This is a genomic window from Comamonas jiangduensis (genome assembly GCF_030162955.1).
GTDB lineage: Bacteria > Pseudomonadota > Gammaproteobacteria > Burkholderiales > Burkholderiaceae_C > Comamonas > Comamonas jiangduensis.
In genome coordinates this window covers 1-19,921 of record NZ_JARXOV010000026.1, presented here as the reverse complement: position 1 = coordinate 19,921, position 19,921 = coordinate 1, and the positions used below count along the sequence as shown (strand labels likewise).

At 57.4% G+C, this 19,921-nt stretch carries 21 protein-coding genes; 8 read left to right on the top strand and 13 right to left on the bottom strand.

Annotated elements, in window-relative coordinates:
• Positions 1–73: 73 nt before the first annotated feature.
• From QEP12_RS16390 to QEP12_RS16375, 4 genes are all read right to left on the bottom strand, one after another.
• A complete protein-coding gene (locus tag QEP12_RS16390) occupies positions 74–202 on the bottom strand; it encodes a hypothetical protein (protein WP_257469264.1) in 129 nt (42 codons plus the stop codon).
• Positions 203–992: 790 nt separating this feature from the next.
• Positions 993–1,349, bottom strand: coding sequence for a transposase (locus tag QEP12_RS17100; protein WP_488798546.1), 357 nt, complete (start codon positions 1,347–1,349; stop codon positions 993–995).
• A gap of 108 nt (positions 1,350–1,457) precedes the next feature.
• Positions 1,458–1,727: a hypothetical protein gene (locus QEP12_RS16380; RefSeq protein WP_219164637.1), complete on the bottom strand. Its 270-nt coding sequence runs from the start codon at positions 1,725–1,727 to the stop codon at positions 1,458–1,460.
• 71 nt (positions 1,728–1,798) lie between these two features.
• Positions 1,799–2,380, bottom strand: coding sequence for a C40 family peptidase (locus QEP12_RS16375; RefSeq protein ID WP_219164636.1), 582 nt, complete (start codon positions 2,378–2,380; stop codon positions 1,799–1,801).
• Positions 2,381–2,580: 200 nt separating this feature from the next.
• On the opposite strand from QEP12_RS16375, the gene QEP12_RS16370 reads away from it, so the two are divergent.
• Positions 2,581–3,189, top strand: a complete 609-nt coding sequence (locus QEP12_RS16370; RefSeq protein ID WP_219164635.1) for an isochorismatase family protein — start codon at positions 2,581–2,583, stop codon at positions 3,187–3,189.
• Between the two features lie 225 nt (positions 3,190–3,414).
• Here the strand turns inward: QEP12_RS16370 and QEP12_RS16365 are convergent, their stop codons facing one another.
• From QEP12_RS16365 to QEP12_RS16340, 6 genes are all read right to left on the bottom strand, one after another.
• Positions 3,415–4,827 (bottom strand): TolC family outer membrane protein, encoded by a 1,413-nt coding sequence (locus QEP12_RS16365; RefSeq protein WP_431308107.1) that lies wholly within the window; start codon positions 4,825–4,827, stop codon positions 3,415–3,417.
• A gap of 62 nt (positions 4,828–4,889) precedes the next feature.
• Positions 4,890–5,240, bottom strand: a complete 351-nt coding sequence (locus QEP12_RS16360) for a rhodanese-like domain-containing protein (protein ID WP_284214937.1) — start codon at positions 5,238–5,240, stop codon at positions 4,890–4,892.
• A 33-nt stretch (positions 5,241–5,273) separates the two neighbouring features.
• Positions 5,274–5,981, bottom strand: coding sequence for a protein-L-isoaspartate O-methyltransferase family protein (locus QEP12_RS16355; protein ID WP_284214936.1), 708 nt, complete (start codon positions 5,979–5,981; stop codon positions 5,274–5,276).
• Positions 5,982–6,030: 49 nt separating this feature from the next.
• Positions 6,031–9,246: an efflux RND transporter permease subunit gene (locus QEP12_RS16350; protein ID WP_284214935.1), complete on the bottom strand. Its 3,216-nt coding sequence runs from the start codon at positions 9,244–9,246 to the stop codon at positions 6,031–6,033.
• A gap of 31 nt (positions 9,247–9,277) precedes the next feature.
• Entirely contained in the window at positions 9,278–10,507 is a 1,230-nt protein-coding gene (locus QEP12_RS16345) for an efflux RND transporter periplasmic adaptor subunit (protein ID WP_284214934.1), read from the bottom strand.
• The gene (locus QEP12_RS16340; protein WP_246254375.1) at positions 10,504–11,157 is read right to left on the bottom strand and encodes a TetR/AcrR family transcriptional regulator; all 654 of its coding nucleotides are present in this window, start codon (positions 11,155–11,157) and stop codon (positions 10,504–10,506) included. Before QEP12_RS16340 ends, QEP12_RS16345 begins: the two co-directional genes overlap by 4 nt.
• A gap of 148 nt (positions 11,158–11,305) precedes the next feature.
• On the opposite strand from QEP12_RS16340, the gene msrA reads away from it, so the two are divergent.
• The 6 genes from msrA to QEP12_RS16310 all read left to right on the top strand — a co-directional run bounded on the left by msrA (position 11,306) and on the right by QEP12_RS16310 (position 16,523).
• Positions 11,306–11,845, top strand: coding sequence for a peptide-methionine (S)-S-oxide reductase MsrA (gene msrA / locus QEP12_RS16335; RefSeq protein WP_246254374.1), 540 nt, complete (start codon positions 11,306–11,308; stop codon positions 11,843–11,845).
• A 118-nt stretch (positions 11,846–11,963) separates the two neighbouring features.
• Positions 11,964–12,398 carry a transcriptional repressor gene (locus tag QEP12_RS16330; RefSeq protein ID WP_284214933.1) on the top strand — a complete coding sequence of 145 codons (435 nt, stop codon included), beginning with the start codon at positions 11,964–11,966 and terminating at the stop codon, positions 12,396–12,398.
• Positions 12,399–12,457: 59 nt separating this feature from the next.
• Positions 12,458–12,766 carry a hypothetical protein gene (locus tag QEP12_RS16325; RefSeq protein ID WP_246254373.1) on the top strand — a complete coding sequence of 103 codons (309 nt, stop codon included), beginning with the start codon at positions 12,458–12,460 and terminating at the stop codon, positions 12,764–12,766.
• Positions 12,767–12,812: 46 nt separating this feature from the next.
• Positions 12,813–13,196, top strand: a complete 384-nt coding sequence (locus tag QEP12_RS16320; protein ID WP_174863567.1) for a hypothetical protein — start codon at positions 12,813–12,815, stop codon at positions 13,194–13,196.
• Between the two features lie 187 nt (positions 13,197–13,383).
• The gene (locus QEP12_RS16315) at positions 13,384–15,453 is read left to right on the top strand and encodes a TonB-dependent receptor (protein WP_431308106.1); all 2,070 of its coding nucleotides are present in this window, start codon (positions 13,384–13,386) and stop codon (positions 15,451–15,453) included.
• Positions 15,454–15,578: 125 nt separating this feature from the next.
• A complete protein-coding gene (locus QEP12_RS16310; RefSeq protein ID WP_174863566.1) occupies positions 15,579–16,523 on the top strand; it encodes an AEC family transporter in 945 nt (314 codons plus the stop codon).
• 245 nt (positions 16,524–16,768) lie between these two features.
• On the opposite strand, the gene pdxH is transcribed toward QEP12_RS16310, so the two are convergent.
• The gene (gene pdxH / locus QEP12_RS16305; protein ID WP_284214932.1) at positions 16,769–17,431 is read right to left on the bottom strand and encodes a pyridoxamine 5'-phosphate oxidase; all 663 of its coding nucleotides are present in this window, start codon (positions 17,429–17,431) and stop codon (positions 16,769–16,771) included.
• A gap of 172 nt (positions 17,432–17,603) precedes the next feature.
• Between pdxH and QEP12_RS16300 the strand changes: the two genes are divergently transcribed.
• Positions 17,604–18,137 carry an OmpA family protein gene (locus QEP12_RS16300; protein ID WP_284214931.1) on the top strand — a complete coding sequence of 178 codons (534 nt, stop codon included), beginning with the start codon at positions 17,604–17,606 and terminating at the stop codon, positions 18,135–18,137.
• A 107-nt stretch (positions 18,138–18,244) separates the two neighbouring features.
• On the opposite strand, the gene gloA is transcribed toward QEP12_RS16300, so the two are convergent.
• Both gloA and QEP12_RS16290 read right to left on the bottom strand, forming a co-directional pair.
• The gene (gene gloA, locus QEP12_RS16295) at positions 18,245–18,661 is read right to left on the bottom strand and encodes a lactoylglutathione lyase (protein WP_284214930.1); all 417 of its coding nucleotides are present in this window, start codon (positions 18,659–18,661) and stop codon (positions 18,245–18,247) included.
• Between the two features lie 102 nt (positions 18,662–18,763).
• Entirely contained in the window at positions 18,764–19,417 is a 654-nt protein-coding gene (locus tag QEP12_RS16290; protein ID WP_284214929.1) for a TlpA family protein disulfide reductase, read from the bottom strand.
• Positions 19,418–19,921: the final 504 nt, after the last annotated feature.

The following is a 19,921-nucleotide window of genomic DNA, read 5'->3' as shown; positions in this document are numbered from 1 at the left end:
CATGGTGTGCTGGCTTGGGCGTAAAAAACCTGCACTGGGCGGGCTTGGTTCTGAAGGCGTGAGGCGGGAGTGTTTATGCCGTCTTCACGCTGATTGCTGTAGCACCAGGGAAACGCTTCAAGGCATCTTCTAGTGCTGCGCAAGTACTAGGGAAGAGGGCGGTATAGCGCGCTCCTGCGACCTTGATGATGCATTGCTTCATTGCTGTCTCCTTATCTGTTTGGCTACTTAAGCTGTTATCGGCACAACTTGTATCAAACTGAAACAGAATTTTGTAACTGGAAACTGAAAAAACAGCCTGCAGGTGGAAGCTGCTTGCGTTTGGTATGAAAAAGCCCGCGCGAGGCGGGCTGTTGTAACGAAGAGCGACTCGCAACAACCAGTGCTGCTTGAAAGCACCGTCTTACTGCTTTTTATTCTGGGCTTGTCCTAGCTGCTTCAGACCAGGCGAAGATCACTCAGCTTGTCGCTCTTACCCATGTTTCTGACTAGGGTTGTTTTAGCCAGATTTGATTTGCTGAGGCATTGGTGGACTCCTCAAAGATGAGTGAAAGGCAGAATTGCTTTCACGACTTCAATTTGCTCCTGAAGCAATACCCGCGTTGTATGAATGCGTAAGTAACAAAGGCGCTTGTTTTCCAAACCGCAGCCCTTGGTCACAAGGCGCTGGTTTCCGGCCTAACTCTTCCCGGTTTCCCGGCTCCAGACCACAGTTGCCCCATGCGGTGAAGGGGAATCACCTTCATGACCCACCTGGGCAGGTGGACTGTGAGACTCGCCTTCAAACCCTTCCCGTCTTTCTTTCGGCATCGGTTGTCCATCTGGCCGGTGCCCTTGCAATATTTTTGTGTTTGTAGCTACAACTAATCCAAGGCTCAGCACGACTCATGCAAAAAACCGCTCAGGGTGCGGGCGTAGGACGTTTGCAGATGTGAATTGAAAGTGGGATCATGAACCCATCACGCACTTCAAGGAGAGCTGTGATGTCTGCCCTAATGAATCAACTTGTTGGCCTGTGGCTGTTGGTGATGCTTGTAGCTTGGGTGATCTACGAGGTGAGGGATGACTGGAAGTGAATAGTCTGAGTTGTGCGCCCTACAAGCAGGTGTTGGCAGCAAATTCACAAGGCCTTCGCATAGCAAGATCGCCACCACAATCACTGCAGGGTGGTATGCCGGATGACCTGTGCTTGCAGGCGCAACCCTGTTGAGTTCGAAAGCCCGCAAGTCCAGCTCATCAACGAGGGCATCTACGACTCGCACGGGATTATCTTCACCAATGAAGTCATCCAAGCACTCTGGCAGCAGCGTGACCTGATGTCGACATTCACCTTCGGTGAATGTCGACATCAATACAGATGCCAAGATTCTAAATTTGAGCCACCGCCAAAGCAGTGTTTTCACACAGCCTCAGCCGCAAGGCTTTGTCGCAATTGACTGCAAGTAGCGGCAAGTGGTTCAGGGATTCACGTTCCACTTGTTTTTAAAGTCAAATTCGAGCTGTTCGCACTGGCCTTCTTTGAACTGGGCAGGGGTGTTTTCCTTGGGTCCTTTTTCACGCTCTTTCCAGCACAGCCGGATGGTTTCTCGCTCCAGCCATTGTTCTTCTTTGTTAGGGGAAAAATAAAACATGAGCTGGCTGCCCAGCATCAGCAACGCAAACAGTGCGATAGGCGTGCCAATGATCCAGCGAACCAGTTTGGGTTTGGGGGTGGCTTTTTCAGTCATACGAGGCAGTTTTGGGCGTGAATAAAAACAAAGGCCTGCATGAAGCAGGCCTTGATGCGTGAGCGCAAGATTTAAGGAGTTTTCAAGTCGCTGGACAGCAGGCTGTCGGTGTCTACATTGGCCACATCAACGCGGCGCGCACCATTGAAGCGCTTTGCCCAGTAGCTGGTATTCATATCTTCAACACGGACGGTTTTGCCCTTGCTGGGGGAGTGAATGAACTGGCCATTGCCTACATAGATGCCGACGTGACTGAATGCACGGCGCATAGTGTTGAAGAACACCAAGTCACCTGGCTTGAGTTCTTTTTTGTCAATCTTTTGCGTGGCTTTGGCTTGCTCATCCGCCCGGCGTGGCAAAAGATGCCCCACGGTGTCTTGGTAGATAGCACGCACGAAACCGCTGCAGTCAAAGCCAGTGTCTGCACTGGTGCCACCAAACCGGTAGGGAATGCCAATCATGCCCATGGCCGTGTTAATCAGGCTGGATGTGTTGGTTGCAACGGTATGACCTACCGTTTGTAGATTGGCCCCAAGACCACGCTCTTTCAGGATTTGGGTCAAACGATCCTGAGAAAGAGCCTCGTCGGCAGTGGGAGCTGCTTGCACGCTTCCACAGACAAGGGCGAGAACGAATAGCCATTTGCAAGTCATGGGGCCGGAGGTTATCACGGCTTCCTGACGTTGTGGGCAGAAAATGCCTTACAAATCACGTCCAGTTATGGTTTCCCACTGGATGTTTGGCCAGCGTTTGATGTGAAGCAGCCCGCACCAACTTCTGGTAGCTGGGTGACGGGCAGGTCTTATCGCTGCGACAATGCAGTCTTATTGAAGAACACTCTAGGAAAAAACACATGTTGCTGGATGCCGATGACTCGCAGTTGGTGCTGATCGACTACCAAGAAAAACTGATGCCAGCTATTTTTGAAGGCCCACAGGTGCTGGCGAATGCCATCAAGCTTGCGAAGCTGGCTAACCTGATGCAGGTGCCAGTGTGGGCAACCGAGCAAAACCCCAGTCGCCTGGGTCCCAACGATGCGCAATTGCGTGCGCTGTGCGATGAGACATTCGCCAAGATGAGCTTTAGCGCTGCAGAAGAGGGCTTGATTGACGCGCTACGCCCGCCTGTCAAAAAACAGCAAGGTGGCAATGCACGCAGCTTGCCTAAACATTTGCAAAAGCCAGCTGCCCCGCAAGAGCCTGAACGGCCCTCCATCATCATCGCCGGCTGCGAGGCCCATGTTTGTTTGATGCAGACAGCCTTGCAGTTGCTGGAAGAGGAGATGGAAGTGTGGGTGGTGACCGATGCTTGCAGTTCGCGCAGTGAGCGCAATCGTGATGCGGCTTTTGACCGTTTAGCTGGCGCAGGTGCTGAGCTGGTGACGACCGAAATGGTGGCCTTTGAATGGATTCGCAGCTGTGAGCACCCAGCCTTTAAGCAAATGCTAGAGTTGATCAAATAAGTACCACTTGGGTCGTACTCTAAAAAGCGCTGGATTACTGGCGCTTTTTATACAACAACGAATGCAGCTTACATGAGATTTATTTATATTCTAAAACAAACAAATGCTCTAATAAACAGAGGTTTTTAACAGCACTAATTATTAAAAAGATAGCTGCTGACGCAGCAAATAAAAGGGTCCAGTATGTTTCTGTACTGAACCCTTTTATTTATCTGCGCTTAATGCTCATTTTTTTTGAGAACTGGGAATGCTTGGCAAGGTCTCAAGCTGCGCGGGGCTCAACACAGCATTGATGCTATGCACATCTTGCATGCTTAAATTACCCGCCGCTTGGCGCAGCTGAAGTTGCCCCACTAGCAGGTTGTAGCGTGCTTGGGCCAGGTCTTTTTGCGATTGGTAGAGCTGGCTTTGAGCATTAAGTACGTCGATGTTGATACGTACGCCCACTTCATAGCCCAGTAAATTAGCTTCCAAGGCGCTTTGGCTGGAAGCCACCGCAGCCTCCAATGCTTGGACTTGTCCGTAACCCGACTGCACACCCAAAAAAGCAGTGCGCACCGCCTGCGCAACTTGGCGTTTGGCAGCTTCTAAATCGGCACGGGCCTTCTCCTCCAGCGAGAGTGTTTCTTTGACACGGTTTTGTACGGCAAATCCGGCGAAGAGGGGGATGTTCATCACCACCCCCACCGTTCCCACCGTCGCGTTGTTGCGCACCGGCATGGTCAATGAGCCATCGGGATTACGCTGCGTGCCGTAGCTGGCCTGCAAATCTACGGTTGGTTTATGCCCCGCGTAGGCTTTGTCCGTTTCTAGCTGTGCCACATCCACGGCAATCAACGCTTGCCGAATCAGCGGGCTTTGGGCTTGCGCGGTATCGAGCCAGACTTGCAGATCATTTGGCATGAGTTGTGGCAGGCGCACGGGCTGTGCCAGTGGCCACGGCGTTGCACCTGCAGCGCCCACCAATTGCTCCAGGGCAGCTTGTGCGACGCGCAGATCGTTCTCGGTAGCGATTTCTTGGGCACGCACCAAGTCAAACCGTGCTTGTGCTTCGCGTGAGTCGGTGACCGTGGCCGTGCCAATTTCGAAATTGCGTTTGGCGTACTCGTACTGTTCAGCCACCGCTCGTTTTTGCGCTTGCACCAGATGCAGGGTATCCAGCGCGGCCAGCACTTGGAAATAGGCTTTCGCTGTGCGCACCAGCAAATCTTGCGATGCAGCGTCCACCTGGGCATACGCCAAATCCACATTGCGCGTGCCTTGGCGGTAGGTGGCCAAGTTAGCGGGGTTATACAGCGGTTGCTTGGCTTGCAAGCTGGCGGAGTCTTGGCGTGCATCCAGTGGCTGGGTCGGAAAGCTGCCCCGCACCCGTGTTTCGCTGTATTGGCTGCCGGCTTGAATGCCGACTTGCGGCAGCAAGCCCGCTTGGGCTTGTGCACCTTTGCTGATCGTGGCGTCCAATTGGGCGCGCGCGCTTTGCCAGGCGGCGTCATAAGCCTGGGCTTGTTCGGTAAGTTGCACCAAACTTTGGGCCTGTACGGCGGCAGTTTGTACACAAGCCAGTAAAGCTGCGCAGGCAATCCGGCCCATAGCGGGGCGCAAAGCGCGAGAGATGTGCTGCCCGAATGAAAAGACCATGGGAAACGTCTCCAAGAATCTCACCGGCAGCGCCTGTCTGCCTTGTTGTTGTATTGCTCGACTCAGTATGTAGGCACTTTAGGGTCACGCTCATGCGACCAAGCGTCAATGCCCCCTGTGATATTGGCCACGCATTCGAAACCTGCACGCTCGACCAGATATACGGCCACGCTCATGCTGCGCGCGCCGTGGTGGCACAGGCAGGCAATCGGGCGCTCGGGGTCAAGCTCATTGAGGCGGGATGTGATCTCGCCCATGGGAATGCACTGCAGCTCAAACTGGTCACTGGGCGCCACACTGGCTACTTGGCACTCCCACTTTTCACGCACGTCCAAAACGACGGGCTTGGCAGCATCACCGGCGAATTGGCCCAACCACTCGTCCAGCAGGGAAGGGCGCACTTGATAAAACATACAACTCTCCGGTGAGACCGATAAACGCAGACGTTAGAACGTGAAACGTGGCGCGGTTGCAAAGCCTTGCAGGCGCGGCACCACGAGATCCCATGGGGTTTTGGTCGTGGTCTGGCCGTTTTGCTTGGTCACGATGGTGAAGCGCATCATGGGCTTTTGCCCGACGATGGCAGCCAGGCGGCCGCCTTCTTTGAGGTGCGACAACAGCGCTTGGGGCAGCACTTCGACGGAGCCGCTGAGCAAAATCACATCAAAAGGGCCTTCGGGCAAGGTGTCTTTAGAGCCATCGGCCACACGCACGTTAACGTTGGTGCAATCTGCATCGGCCAGATTTTCGCGGGCCATATCTGCCAACTCTGGATTGATTTCCAAAGTCACCACGTCTTGGGCCAGCTTGGACAGCAAGGCTGCGCTGTAGCCTGAGCCGGTGCCGATTTCCAGCACGCGATCGGTAGGCTGAATGTCCAAATCGTTGATCATGCGCGCTTCTACACGGGGCTGGAGCATGCACTCGCCGTTTTCGATGGCGTTTACATCATCATTCAGGGGCACTTCAACGTCCATGAAAGCCAGGCTGTACTGTGCGGGAGGTGTGAAATCTTCACGGCGCACGGTGTAGAGCGCTTCGAGCAGGCGTTCTGCCGACACATTCCATGGGCGCACTTGCTGCTGCACCATGTTGTAGCGGGCATTTTCGGTAGCGTCTTGGCGATCTAACAGGCTGTTCAGGGGCAAATTCATTGGGGTCTCCTCCGCTGCGGGATGGCTTATCTGAAACAAACTCAGGATTCTACGAGTCTAGGGGTGCTTCTGCGGCGTTGTCGGGCTCCCGACCCTTCCAAAGCTTTTTGCACCACTGCGTCAAATCGTCTAAATAGCAATACACCACCGGCACGACCACCAAGGTCAGCAGCGATGAGGTAATGACCCCGCCAATGACGGCCTGCCCCATGGGTGCGCGTTGCTCGGAGCCTTCGGTGACGGCAAATGCCAGCGGCACCATGCCAAATACCATGGCCAGGGTGGTCATCAGGATAGGGCGCAGCCGCACTTTGGCGGCCAGCAAGAGTGCTTGCTCACGCGGCAGGCCCGGCTGCAATTGCCCCCACTCATCAGTGTGCTCGCCCCGTGCACGGATGGCAAAGTCCACCAGCAAAATGGCGTTTTTCGTGACCAGGCCCATCAGCATGACGATGCCGATGATGGAGAACATGCTCACGGAAGAGTTGAACATCATTAGCGCCAGCACCACGCCAATGAGCGTCAGAGGCAAAGCGGTCATTAGCGCCAGCGGCTGGATAAAGCTTTTGAACTGGCTGGCCAAAATCATGTAGATAAAAATGATGGCCAGCGCCAAGGCAGAGATGGCATAGGCAAACGACTCCTTCATGTTCTTGGTGGAGCCGCCAAACTCCCAGCGGTAGCCCGGCGGCATCTGCAGCTGGTTCAGCAATTGGGTGATGTCTGCCGAGACCTCACCGACCGAGCGCAGGGCTACGTTCGCGGTAAATTGCACCTCACGCGTCATGGCGCGGCGGTTGATCTGGCTGGGGCTGCTGGATTCAACCACGTCAGCGACCTGGCTGAGTTGCACCACACGGGTACTTCCGTCAGAACCGGTCAAGGCAAACGGCAGGCGCTGCAAGTCAGCAGGCTGCGTGCGTGCTTGGGGCGCCAGGCGCACATTCACATCGTAGGTTTGATCATCGCTGGCGCGCCAATTGCCAATCGTGTCGCCCGCCACCAAGGTGCGCAAGCTGCTGGCAATGCTGGCTACTGAAAGGCCCACATCAGCGGCTGCATCGCGGCGCACCTGCACGTTGATGACAGGCTTGGGAGGTTGCAAGCTGGTGTCCACATCCACCAAGCCGGGGATGTGCTGCAACTGCTTCATTAACTGCTGGTTCAGCCGCCCCAGCTCGCCCAGGTCTGGGCCCATGATGGAAAATTCAATTTGCTTTTGCCCGCCCACGGGCTCCAACAACCCCACGTGGGTCACGATGATGCCCGGCACATTGCGCAAGGTGTCGCGTAGCTTCAACGACATGGCGTCCAGACTGCGTGAGCGCTCTTTGCGATCCACCAAGCGAATGTAGATGCTGGCGGAGTGCTTGCCTTCGGCATTGCTGGTGTTGATGCTGGTGAGTGTGTAACGCACCTCAGGCATGGCACGGATGATGGATTCCACCTGCAGCGCTTTGGCTTCGGTGGCCTCAATGGCCGAACCCTGAGGGGTTTCAAAGTTAACGCGGGTTTCGGAAAAGTCGGCAGCGGGTACAAATTCCGAGCCCAGCAGCGGGAGCATCAGCACACTGCCGACAAAAATGCCCAAGGCAATCACTACGGTAGCCAGCTTGTGCAGCAGCGCCCAGCGCAGCAAACGCTGGTACAGGGCAGATAAATCTTCGCTGGCATTGTCAAACCAGTGCGTGATGCGGCCCAAAGTGCGGTCGTACAGCGTGGGTTGGCCTGCGCGCGTGCCAGATTGGCCATGCACGTGAATGCTGGGGTCATGCCATACGCTGGAGAGCATGGGGTCCAGCGTAAAGCTGACAAACATGGAGATCAGCACCGCCGCCACGATGGTGATGCCAAACTCATGGAAAAACTTGCCGATGATGCCGCCCATAAAGCCAATGGGCAAAAACACAGCCACGATCGACAAGGTGGTCGCAAGCACGGCCAAGCCAATCTCTTGCGTGCCATCCATGGCTGCGTCATAGGCGTTTTTGCCCATCTGGACGTGGCGCACAATGTTCTCGCGCACCACAATCGCATCGTCAATCAGCAGGCCCACGCACAGTGACAGCGCCATCAGCGTCACCATGTTGATGGAAAAGCCGAACATGTACATGAACCAGAAGGTGCCAATCAGCGCGATCGGCAGCGTCAAGCCGGTGATGATGGTGGAGCGCCATGAGTTCAGAAACAAAAACACAATCACCACCGTCAGCACGGCACCTTCCAGCAGGGTTTGGCGCACGTTGTCGACGGCCACCTGAATCGGGCGGGCGGCATTGGCAATCGGCTCCAGCTTGATGCCCGCAGGCAATTCTGCGCCCAGGCTGTCAATCGCCTGGTTTAAGCCTTTGACCACTTCAATCGTATTTTCATCCTGCGCTTTTTGCACCGAAAGCACCAGGGTGCGCTGACCGTTGTACAGCGCCAGACTCTCGACCTCCTGCGCGCCGTCGTGCACCTGTGCAAGTTGCCCCAGTCGCACAGGTGCGCCCTCGCGCTGCGCCACGATGATGTCGGCAAACTGCTCCGGCCGCTGAATGCGCGCGTTCACCTGCACCACACGCTCTTGCTGCAGCGAACGAATGCTGCCCACCGGCAAGTCCTGGTTTTCACTGCGCACCGCACTGACCACCTGCGCGGGCGTAATGCCATACGCCTGTAAAGCGGCCGGGTCTAGGTAAATGTTGATCTCGCGGGGTGTGTCGCCCACCAAATTCACAGCACCCACGCCGCGGACGTTCTCCAGGCGCTTTTTCAGCACCTGCTCGGCCCACGTGGTCAGTTGGATGGGCGACAGCGGCTGCGCGCTCGTAGCCTGTGTGTCGCGGTCGGGCAAGACGGCCACCGACCACACAGGCGCACTGGCGGGGTCAAAACGCAGCACCCAAGGCTCATCCACCTCATCGCGGAGCAGGGGGCGCACAGTTGCGACTTTCTCGCGCACATCATCGGCGGCTTTGCGACCATCAATATGCAGCTGAAACTCGATGATGATCAGCGATTTACCCTCATAGCTGCGTGAGGTGAGGGCGTTGATGCCCGCAATCGAGTTGATGGCTTCTTCCATCGGTTTGGTGACTTCGCTTTCCACCACCTCGGGGGAAGCACCGGGGTAACCCACAGAAACCACGACCACGGGGAAATCGATGTTCGGAAACTGATCAATCGCCAGCCGCTGGTAGGAGAACAAGCCCAGCACCACAAAGGCCAGCATCACCATGGTGGCCATGACTGGGTTGCGCAGACTAACCTTGGTAAACCACATGGTGCGTACTTTCTGCAGGTGCTTAGTGCGCTCAGCGGCCTACCGGCGCTGGTTGGATAGCAGCAGGCGTGCGCGGCTGCGCTGCGTCCTGCAGTTGCACCTGGGTGCCTGCGGGAATGCCACCTACATTCCCTATCAAAGCAATTTGCCCGGGCTGCAGCCCTTGAACGGCGACCCATGTCTGCGCTTCGCCTACGCTTTGCGGCCCCAAGGTGACGGGGCTGTGCTGCACCACATGGTTCAACACGGTTTGGACATAGGGCTGGGGCTGGTCGGTGCGCACAGCAGTCAGCGGTACCGCCAAGGCTTGTGTGCTGCCCGTGTGTATAAAGCCTTCCACATACATCCCCGGGCGCAGCGGTGTATCGGCTGCAGCGGTCAGGCGCAGGTAAACGGGTACAGAGCGGTTACCTGTGGAAGCACTGGGATTGATGCGCACCACCAGGGCCTGTAAGGGCTGCGGCGCTTGCCCATTGCTGGCACGCAGCTGCAATTGTGCGTTCTGGCCGACCCGCACTTGGGCAGAGTCATTCGCGGGCAACTGTGCCTCCAGCTCTAAAACCGCAAGGTTCACCACCTCCAGGATCGGCGCCTCCACGTTCACGCGCTCCCCGTTTTGCGCCATGCGGCGCGCTACCTGGCCGGTGATGGGGCTGCGCAGCACCGTGTCATCCAGACTTTTTTGTGCCGCGTCTTGGGCGGCCCGTGCCGCGGCGTAATTGGCCTGTGCCGCCTGCAAGTTGGCGGCTGAAGTAGCCAGCGCTGTCTCGGAAATAAACCCTTTGCCCACCAACGCCCGGTTGTTGTCGTGCTGACGCTGCTGGATAGCTACCTGGGCGTGTGCGGCATTGGCTTGCAACTGGGCCTGCCGAAAGCGCGCATCGGACTCGGTGGGGTCCACCCGGGCAATCACCTGGCCTTGCGCCACGCTATCGCCTTCGCGCAATTGCAGCTCTCGCAGCTCCCCGGGAACGCGGGCTTTGATCACTGCGCGATCTACTGCAGACAAACTCCCGGTAATGCGCAGCCCCAAGGGCAACTCACGCAGCTGCACGTGCATCCACTCGTGCGGTGCAATGCTTAAACTGGCTGCAGCGCTCTCCAGACTTGCGCTGAGTGCTTCTTTTTTTGCGCTGCGATGGTCCAGTGCACGCCACATGCCCCCGATGATGGCAATCACGCAAATGATCGCCAGCAGCCACATCCACTTGGGAGTCTGGCGAGCAGCGGCGGGGGCAGTCTGGGGCGTGCCGGATGTCATTGCGGGTCAGCGGCCAAGCCGCGTAGCAGGTTGTCTACGTGCATGTCGAAGTAGGCTTGGGCAGAAATGCCTAGTGAATCGGGGTAGCACACACCCATGGAGTGGCGCCATTGGATGTACGAGAACATGGGCGTCATGATCAGGTGGATGCCTGCATTCACGTCGATGGGGCGAAACTCGCCCCGCTCAATCCCGCGCTGCAAGATACGGCGTACCAAGTCGTGGCCCGGCTTAATCACTTCTTCCAGATAAAAAGTTGCCAGCTCGGGGAAGTTGCAGCACTCACTGGTCATCAACTTGTAGATGCCTCCTGCGTGCGTGTGGGCAATACGCTCTACCCACACGGCGAAGGCATAGCGCACCAGATCCGGCGTGGAGCCTGCAAAATCACGCAGCTCGTTGCTCCATTCCACAAAGCGCCCGGCAATGTTTTCGCGCACCACGGCTTTGAGCAACGCCTCCTTGCTGGGGTAGTACAGAAACAGCGTTCCCTTGGATACATTGGCACGCGCAGCCACTTCCTCCACGCGTGTGGCGGCATAGCCTTTTTCTACAAACAGGCAGGTGGCCGCCTCCATTAATTCAGCAGGGCGTGCTTCTTTGCGGCGGGTGCGACGCGGGGAATCGGCGGGAGAAATATCGGCGCTCACAGGTACTCGGTCCGTCCAATAAAAATGACCAGCTGGTCATTAGCCGCAATATAAGAAAGGCCTCCCAGAGCGTCAAGTGGTTAATTTCCTACAAAAAGCAAGCTCGCAGCTGTCGGCAAGCGCCACGTACTCGATGTACAAACAGGACATGCAAGAAACCATTTATTTCGGCGGCGGCTGCTTTTGGTGCACAGAAGCGGTGTTTGACAGGGTGCAAGGCGTTCTGGATGTAGAAAGCGGCTACGCCAACGGGCACGTGCCGCAGCCCAGCTATGAGCAAGTGTGCGAAGGCACCACGGGCCACGCAGAGGTGCTGAAGGTAACGTTTGATACCGAACAGATTTCGCTGCACACGCTGCTGGAAATTTTCTTTGGCACCCACGACCCGACCACGCTCAATCGCCAGGGCAATGATGTGGGCACGCAGTACCGCAGCGGTATCTACACCACATCGCCCCAGCAGCATGAGGCGGCACAGGCATTCGTGCAGGCACTCAATCAAAACAAGGTTTTTGGTGTGCCGGTGGTGACCGAGGTGCTACCGCTGGACAACTACTGGCCTGCGGAGGACTACCATCAAGACTACTTTGCGCGCAATCCCCACCAAGGTTATTGCGCGTACGTGGTGGGCCCCAAGGTGCACAAGTTCTTGCAAACCTTTGCTGCGCACGCCAAAAAAGACGCATAAAACATAGCCTGCGTGTGCAGGCAGGCCGCGACCCCTTTGCGCGACAGGCATAATGCAACCGTGTTGCGTTAATGGCTGTCTACGCCTGCTTATGCCTGAATCTCGTGCTCCCACTGCTTTGACTTTGCCTGCTGGCATGCGCGCGACGCGTGCGGTGCAGGTGTTACTGTCGGTGCTGCCTGCGCAGCAACCGGCGCAGGGGTGGACGCAAGCGCTGGCAGAAGCCGCCCTCCAGGCGCAGGGCGTGCAAGTCAACCGCGTGACGGTTTACCGGGCTTTGGATCGGCTGGCCGAAGCCGGGCTGCTGCAACGCTCGGTCGACGCGCAGCGCACCACCCGTTATTGGGTGGCCAATACCTTGGCGCCTGCGCCCTCGGCGCACATGGAATGCAAAGCCTGTCACCAGCCCATGGAGCTGGACGACAGTGCGGCCGCTGTACAAGCGGCCTTGCAGGCCTTGCGCCAGGCGGTGGCACAGACGGCCGGGGTACACAACCCCACGCTGGATGTCACCGTGCAAGCCGAATGCGCGCACTGTGCCCACGGGCAGTAATGGCAGTGATAGCCATTGATGCGGCACATCTTTCTTCAACCCCTCTGAGAGTCTTTCCCATGAAATCTCTGCTTTGTACTGCGGCAGCCGCTTTGCTGCTGTCTGCCCCCGCGTGGGCGCAAAACCATGCCCACGGCCACGATGATGCGGCGCACAGCCACAGCAAACCAGCCACTGCTTCGGCGGCCAAGGTCGATGCCCATACCCAAGAAGATATTGAGCGCCACCGTGGCATGGCCCGCGCGCATGAGCAAGCTGCGCAATGTCTGGCTGCTGGCAAGCCTTATGAAGACTGCCAAAAGCAATTGCAAACCAGCTGCAAAGGCTTGGCCCTGGGCAAAAACTGCGGCATGCGCCACGCACACTGACCGTTTCCCCACTTCCTGAAGGATTTTTCGCTTTTTCAGCTCAGATATGAACTGGTTTTCCCGCATGCACGCTGCGCGCACGCCCTGGTTAGGGTGGTGGCTGGCATTGGCTTTGGTGATTGCACCAGCCTTGGGGCGCATGCACGAGGTGCTGCACGCACCGACACTTTCCTCCATCGCACAGGCCAGTACACCCGCTGAGCACTCGCATACGCATGGCGGCATTGCCGCATGGTTTGACGGGCACAGCGCGCAAGCTTGTTTGGTGCTCGATCAATTGGGGCATGGCGCCAGCAACACGCCTGCGACGGTGGCAGCAAGCCATCTGCAACCGGCACAGCCACCGCTGTGGATCTGCGTTGCCCACTTGTTGCCCGCGCCTACGCGCATCTTCCAGGCCCGCGCGCCGCCTGAAGACTTCATCGCCTGACCTCAGGCGTTCCTCTCTAAAAAAAGAGCTATTGGCGCTTTCTACATAAGCGCTAGAGCCACTTTTTATCCAGATTTTTACGATGCGCTGCCACGGCTTGCCCGTGCTGCAGAGGCTGTCTGCTGCTTGATGCGCGCTGCGCACAGGCCGGCAGTGTCTGCGCGCGTCTTTTTGCTTGAAAGAAAACATGAAGTCTTTGCAATCCCCTTGGCACTTGCAGCTGATTCAACCTGCAGCCATCGCGGTGGCTGTGTATGTGGCCCATATCCAGATGGGCCACGCGCAAGAGGCCATCGACCACGGCCACCACCCAGCCAGTGAGGTGGTTTTGCCCGGCGTGACCGTGTCCGCCACCGGATTGGGCTGGGCGGCGCAAGATATGGCGGCCCCTGTGAGCGTGCTGGAAGGGCAGACATGGCAGCTGCAACGCGCAGCCACTTTGGGCGAAAGCCTGGCGGGTGAGCCCGGCATTCACGCCACCCACTTTGGCGCCGGGGCCAGCCGCCCCATCATTCGCGGCATGGACGGCCCGCGCATTGGCGTGCTGGCCAACGGCGTGGAATTGCACGATGCCTCCACCATCAGCCCGGACCACGCCGTCACCGCTGACCCGTTGCTGGTGCAGCAAGTGGAAATTTTGCGTGGCCCCAGCGCATTGATCCACGGTGGTGCCGTGGGTGGGGTGGTGAATCTGGTGGATGACAAAGTGCCCACGCAGCGCCCAGACCAGCCCGTGCAAGGCAGTGCCGAGGTGCGCTGGGGCAGCGCCGCCCATGAAAAAAGTGGCGCGATGGGGCTGACCACAGGCAGCGGCCCCTTGGTGCTGCGTGTGGAGGCGGCAGGGCGCAATGCCAGCGATTACCGCGTGGGGCGTGGCTGGCAGGCCGAAGAGGGCGGACGCAAAGTGTCGGGCAGCTTCAGCGATGGACATACGGGCACGGTTGGCCTGTCGTGGGTGGAGCGCGATGGCTATCTGGGCGCGGCCTACACCCGCCAGCGCGCGACCTATGGCTTACCCGGCCATGCACACAGCGATTGCCACCCGCACGGCAAGCATTTGCACTGCGGCAGCCACGGTGGTCACCACCATGGCCACGAGGAAGAAGAAGCCACACCCGTGGTCGACATGACCAGCCACCGCTGGGATGTGCGCGGCGAATGGCGCAACCCGGTGCAGGGCGTTGAAGCGCTGCGCTTCAAAGGCAGCCACACCCGTTATGCCCACGACGAGCTGGAAGACGCAGAAGTGGCCACGCAGTTTCGCAACCGGGCCCACAATGCGCGCATTGAAGTGCAGCACGCGCCCATTGCAGGCTGGCGCGGCATGGTGGGCATGCAAAACGGCCAGCGGCGCTTTAGCGCTGAGGGCGAGGAAGCCTATGTACAGCCCACCAACACCCAAAAATGGGGCGTTTTCATGCTGGAAGAGCTGCAAGTGGGTGACTGGCGCTGGCAGGCCGCGCTGCGGCACGACCGCCAGCAGGTGCAAGCCTTTGACAGCCAGATCGAGCGCAAACACCACGCCAATTCGGCATCGCTGGGCACGGTGTGGCGTTTTCAGCCAGGCTGGCAGGCCAGCGCCTCATTCAGCCACGCAGCGCGCTTGCCTTCGGCCGAAGAGTTGTTTGCCAACGGCCCGCACATGGCTACCAACAGTTGGGAAGTGGGCAATAGCCAGTTGCGCAAAGAAACCAGCAACGCCTGGGATGTGGGCCTGCGCAAAACCACCGGTGCCACTACGTGGAGCACCAACGTCTACCACCACCGCATTCAGGGCTATATCTATGGCCGCACGGTGGATGAGCAAGAGGGCTTTCAGCTGCAGCACTACACCCAGGCCAACGCCCGCTTTACGGGGCTGGAAGCGCAAGTGCGCCAGCGCATCAACCGTTTTTTTGGCGTGAGTGTGTTTGGCGATGTGGTGCGCGCCAAGCTGGCCCACGGTGGTGATTTGCCGCGCATTCCAGCGGCCCGCGTGGGGCTGCGGGTGGACGGCACATGGCAAGGCTGGGAAGGGCAGGCTGAGTGGGTGCGGGTGCTGCGCCAAAACCGCACAGCGGCGTATGAAGACGCTACAGGGGGCTATGGCATGCTGAATCTTGGTGCCAGCTACCGGTTTGCCGGCAGCCCAGTGAGCCTGACGGTGAAGGCTAACAACCTGACCGATCGCCTGGGCTACGCCCATACGTCGGCCATCAAGCACGCGGCGCCTTTGAAGGGGCGCAACCTCATCGTGGGGCTGCGCGTGGACTTTTAAAGCGCTGGCGGGCTGTGTAGCCTAGGTGCCTTAAAGAGGGCCAGCCAAGGCCTATGATGCCGATCCGGAGCACAGACCAGCACAGGGCTGGTGCTGGCTCCGGATTTTTTTACAGGTGCATACACGTGGAGTCACCAGCGCTTTCGGCTTTGTTGCCAGTGGTTTTTTTGATTTTGACAGGGCTGGTTGCGGCCAAAGTGGACTGGATTCGACCGGGCGCCGTCAAAGATTTGACGAATCTGGTGTTCTACGTGCTGACCCCGGCCTTGCTGTTTCGCACCATGGCCACGGTCAAGCTGGCGGACTTGGATTTCAGCCCCATCGTGCTGTACTTTGTCGCAGTGGGCTTGGTGTTTGCCGGCACCATGCTGGTCTATGGCTTCACCACCTTGGCCGCCGCACGCGCATTGGGCCACACGTTCAGCAACAACATCATGATTGGCATTCCCTTGGTGGGCTTGGCCTATGGCCAAGAGGGGCTGGTGACGCTGCTGACGCTGATTTCGGTGCACGCCTTGGTGTTGCTGGGCAGTGCCACACTGGTGTTTGAGCTGGCGCAGGCGCGCCAATCCAGCGCCCAGGGCAAGCCACAGGCACTGGGCCGCACCTTGTGGCAAGCAGCCAAAAACAGCGTGATCCACCCGGTGCCTCTGCCGATTATTGCGGGCCTGCTGTTTGCACAAACTGGCTGGAGCATTCCGCTGGTGGTCGACAAACCCATGCAGTTGCTGGGGCAGGCCTTGGGGCCGATTGCCCTGGTGCTGGTGGGCGTTACGCTGGCGTACAGCAAACTGGGCAGCCTGATCAAGCCGGCAGTGCGTATTGCCGCCGTCAAAACCGTGGTGCACCCTATTTTGTTTTTGGGCGTGGCGTGGTTGTTTGGCCTGCGTGGCGTCCCCCTGGCGGCCATGGCACTGGCGGCATCACTGCCCGTGGGCGCGAATGTGTATATGTTTGCCCAGCGCTATGGCGTGGCGCAAGAAGAGGTGACGGCCAGCATCGCCATTTCCACAGGGCTGTGTTTATTCACCGTGCCCGTTGTGCTGCTGGTGCTGCAAAAGCTGCTTTAAAAAAAATGAAAAAACAAGAGCTGTCAGCGCATGGAATACATGGGTTTCAAAATGATTTCTATCTGAAACCTAAGATGTCAAAGCGCTAGCAGCTCTTTTTAAGATAGCTCTTGGCCGCGTTGCCTATACCTGCTGTGCGGCACCGCAAGCGTTGGTACTCAACAGCGGAGCCGTACACAAAACCCAGTACATCCAAGAGGTCGTGCAAAACCGCGCTGTATCAGCGGCTGTGTGTGTGTCGGCGCTTAAGGTGCCAGCCGCTCACGCAGCCATGCACCGTTGTGGGGCTCATAGCGCAAGCGGTCGTGCAAACGGCTCTTGCGGCCTTGCCAAAACTCCCAGCGGTCAGGCACCAGGCGAAAGCCTCCCCAGTGCGCAGGGCGGGGCGGGTTCAGCAAAAATTGCGCGCCATATTTGGCGGCATTGGCCACCAGCACGCTGCGGCCGCTGATGACCTGGCTTTGTGGGCTGGCCCATGCGCCAATGCGTGAGTCCAAGGGACGGCTGTTGAAATAGGCATCGCTTTCCGCCTCACTCACGCGCTCAACGCGCCCTTCAATGCGCACCACGCGCTCAAGTTCCACCCAGTGAAACTGCAGCGCGGCAAACGGGTTGCCCGCCAGCTCTTTGCCTTTGCGGCTGTCGTAATTGGTGTACCAAACAATCCCGCGCTCGTCATAGCCTTTGATGAGCACCACGCGCGTGCTCGGGCGCAAATTACTGCCCACGGTGGCCACCGTCATGGCGTTGGGCTCGTTCACCTCCGCATTCACTGCTTCTTGCAGCCATTGGTCAAACTGCTGAAGAGGGTCGCTGTGCGAGGCATCCTCATTCAACTCCGCGCGCTCATAACTTTTGCGCAAATCAGCAATGTGGGCAGAAATTTGGCTCATGCCGTGATTGTGCACCTGCGGGAATGTGCCGCCGGTCGCGTGAACTGCAAGTTTTATGACTTTTTGCAGTTAAAAGTTTTTTGCAAATGTCGCAAATGTGTTACAAATTTGCACGCCGTGCCATCGCACGCCGATTGCCATGAACAGGAGCCTTCGCCACAGGAGTGCTTTACCACCGAGAGATGCCATGTCACAGTCCAACGATTCACAAACACCTATGCTTATCTTGGCGTTTTCTGCGGCGTTGATGGCGTTGTCGGTGTCCTATTCCGTAGATGCAGAAACTTTGAGTGAAAAAACGGCCCAAGCAGCACCGGGTGGCATGGCCCAGACGACATACGCCGCCTATGAACCGCCCACACTGGCACCTTCTGCCATCGTGCTGCAGGGCGTGCCCGCGTTCCGGGTAGAGCAGGGCATGGTCAAGCTTTTCTTCGCCCCCAGCAAAACCGATATTCCATTGAGCGCAGAAAGCGCATTGCAAGACATCGTTGCAGCCATGCAAAACGGCCAGCGCGTACAGATTTCAGGCTTCCACGATGAAACCGGCAATGCCCAGCAAAACATCGCACTGTCTAAAAAACGCGCTGAAGTGGTACAAAAACGCCTGATTAGCCTGGGTGCACCCGCGCAGGCGATTGCACTGAAAAAGCCCGCCGCAACAGCCAGCACTGGCAATCATGCAGAAGCGCGCCGGGTTGAAGTGACGCTGCTGCCGTGAGCAAGGCCTGCCCACGCGTTGCATCTTCCGTCAATCAATCACCGAGCATAAAAAACGCCAGCGCTCTTGATGAACGCTGGCGTTTTTTTTGAGAGAAGCCGTGCGAATTAGCGCAAGCCAGTGCCTGCGCCGTGATCGTCCTTGCGCTCAATCAGCTCAATCTTGTAGCCATCGGGATCGGTCACAAACGCAATCACGGTCGAGCCACCCATCACGGGACCCGCTTCGCGGGTGACATTGCCGCCGGCAGCCTTGATTTTTGCGCAGGCAGCATACGCATCAGGCACGCCCAAAGCGATGTGACCGTAGGCCGTACCCATGTCATAGCTTTCCGTGCCCCAGTTGTAGGTCAGCTCAATTTCGGCTTGGCCAGGGTTACCGCCTTCGTAGCCCAAGAAGGCCAGCGAGTATTTGTACTCTGGGTTCTCAGAAGTGCGGATCAATTGCATACCCAGCACATTGGTGTAGAAGTCAATCGAGCGCTGGAGATTACCAACGCGCAGCATGGTGTGGAGAATTCTCATAGTGTGTGTATTGTGCATAAAGCAGGATGAGGCGGCTTAAAGCAAGGCGAGAGCACCTAAGTTTTGCGGCGGATGCGCACTATCTACAAAACTCTGGTCGACTCAGTTTGTGATCTGCTTCAGGTAATGCTGCAGACTGGCAGCAGACAACTCGCCGTTGCGCACGGCCTGCAATTGTCCTGATGCGTCGTAAAACAACGTTGTGGGCAACCCATTGCCCCCAATGTGCTGGGCCATAAATCCTTGCGGATCCAGCCAAGTCTGCGCAGCAGGTAAGCCGTGCAGATTGACAAAACGCACGATGGATGTTGCAGGCTCCTGCTGATTGAGCCAAATAAATTGCACGTCAGGTTGGCCTTGCTGTGCCTGCACCAGCACAGGCATTTCACGCACACAGGGCGGACACCAACTTGCCCAGAGATTCACTACCACTGGCTTGCCTTGTAGCGCAGCTAAATCTACGGTCTCACCCTGCGAATTCAGGGTTTCCCATGCAGGAATGGCAGAAGGAGGGGCTCCAAACTGATCAAGTAAGCCCAAGCCGCCCCACCAAATGAAAGCCGCCGCTGCAATCCCTAGCATCAAAGATTGTGTTTTTTTGTATTGAGCACGAAGCCCTAAGCTCAGGGCATACAGCGTTGCTGTAGCAAAGCCCGCAGTTGCGGACCAGCCGCCGTCTCTGATATCAAGTACAGAGAATGGTGCTGCACCATACGCTTGCGGATACTGCAGCACAAACCCCAATCTGGCAGCCACCAAGCCTGTGGTACATAACCAGAACACATGCGGTTTCAGCTTTAGTTGGTGTATGGCAGCCAGTTTGTGGGCGACCCAAGTCCAACTCAAGCATCGTGCTCACTGTCTTTCAAACGGTATGAGCTCATGATGCTGGATGTTACAAACGGTGGTTTAGCTTTGGCAAAGCTTTTTGAATCTTTTGCGTGTATCTACGCGTACAGAGACTTGAATTGCAGAGTTAGTTCCTTGGGCGGACAGTAATTAAATACAATGGGTCTTTTCGTTAAATAACAACAATTACAAGCAGATGCGCGTGCTGCTGGTGAGCTGCATACGGGCTATAAACAGCGTCCATGAGCGAAAAAATATTCTGGGCAATCGTTATTGCAGGAGCTCTGCTGATTCTGTGGGTTACATGGCCTCAAAAGAGCGCCAATGTGCTCCCGTTTAAACGCCCAAAACAAAGACGCAAGACAGAGCGCAGCCATCTGGACACGGTATACAACCCTAAGCAGTACAGAC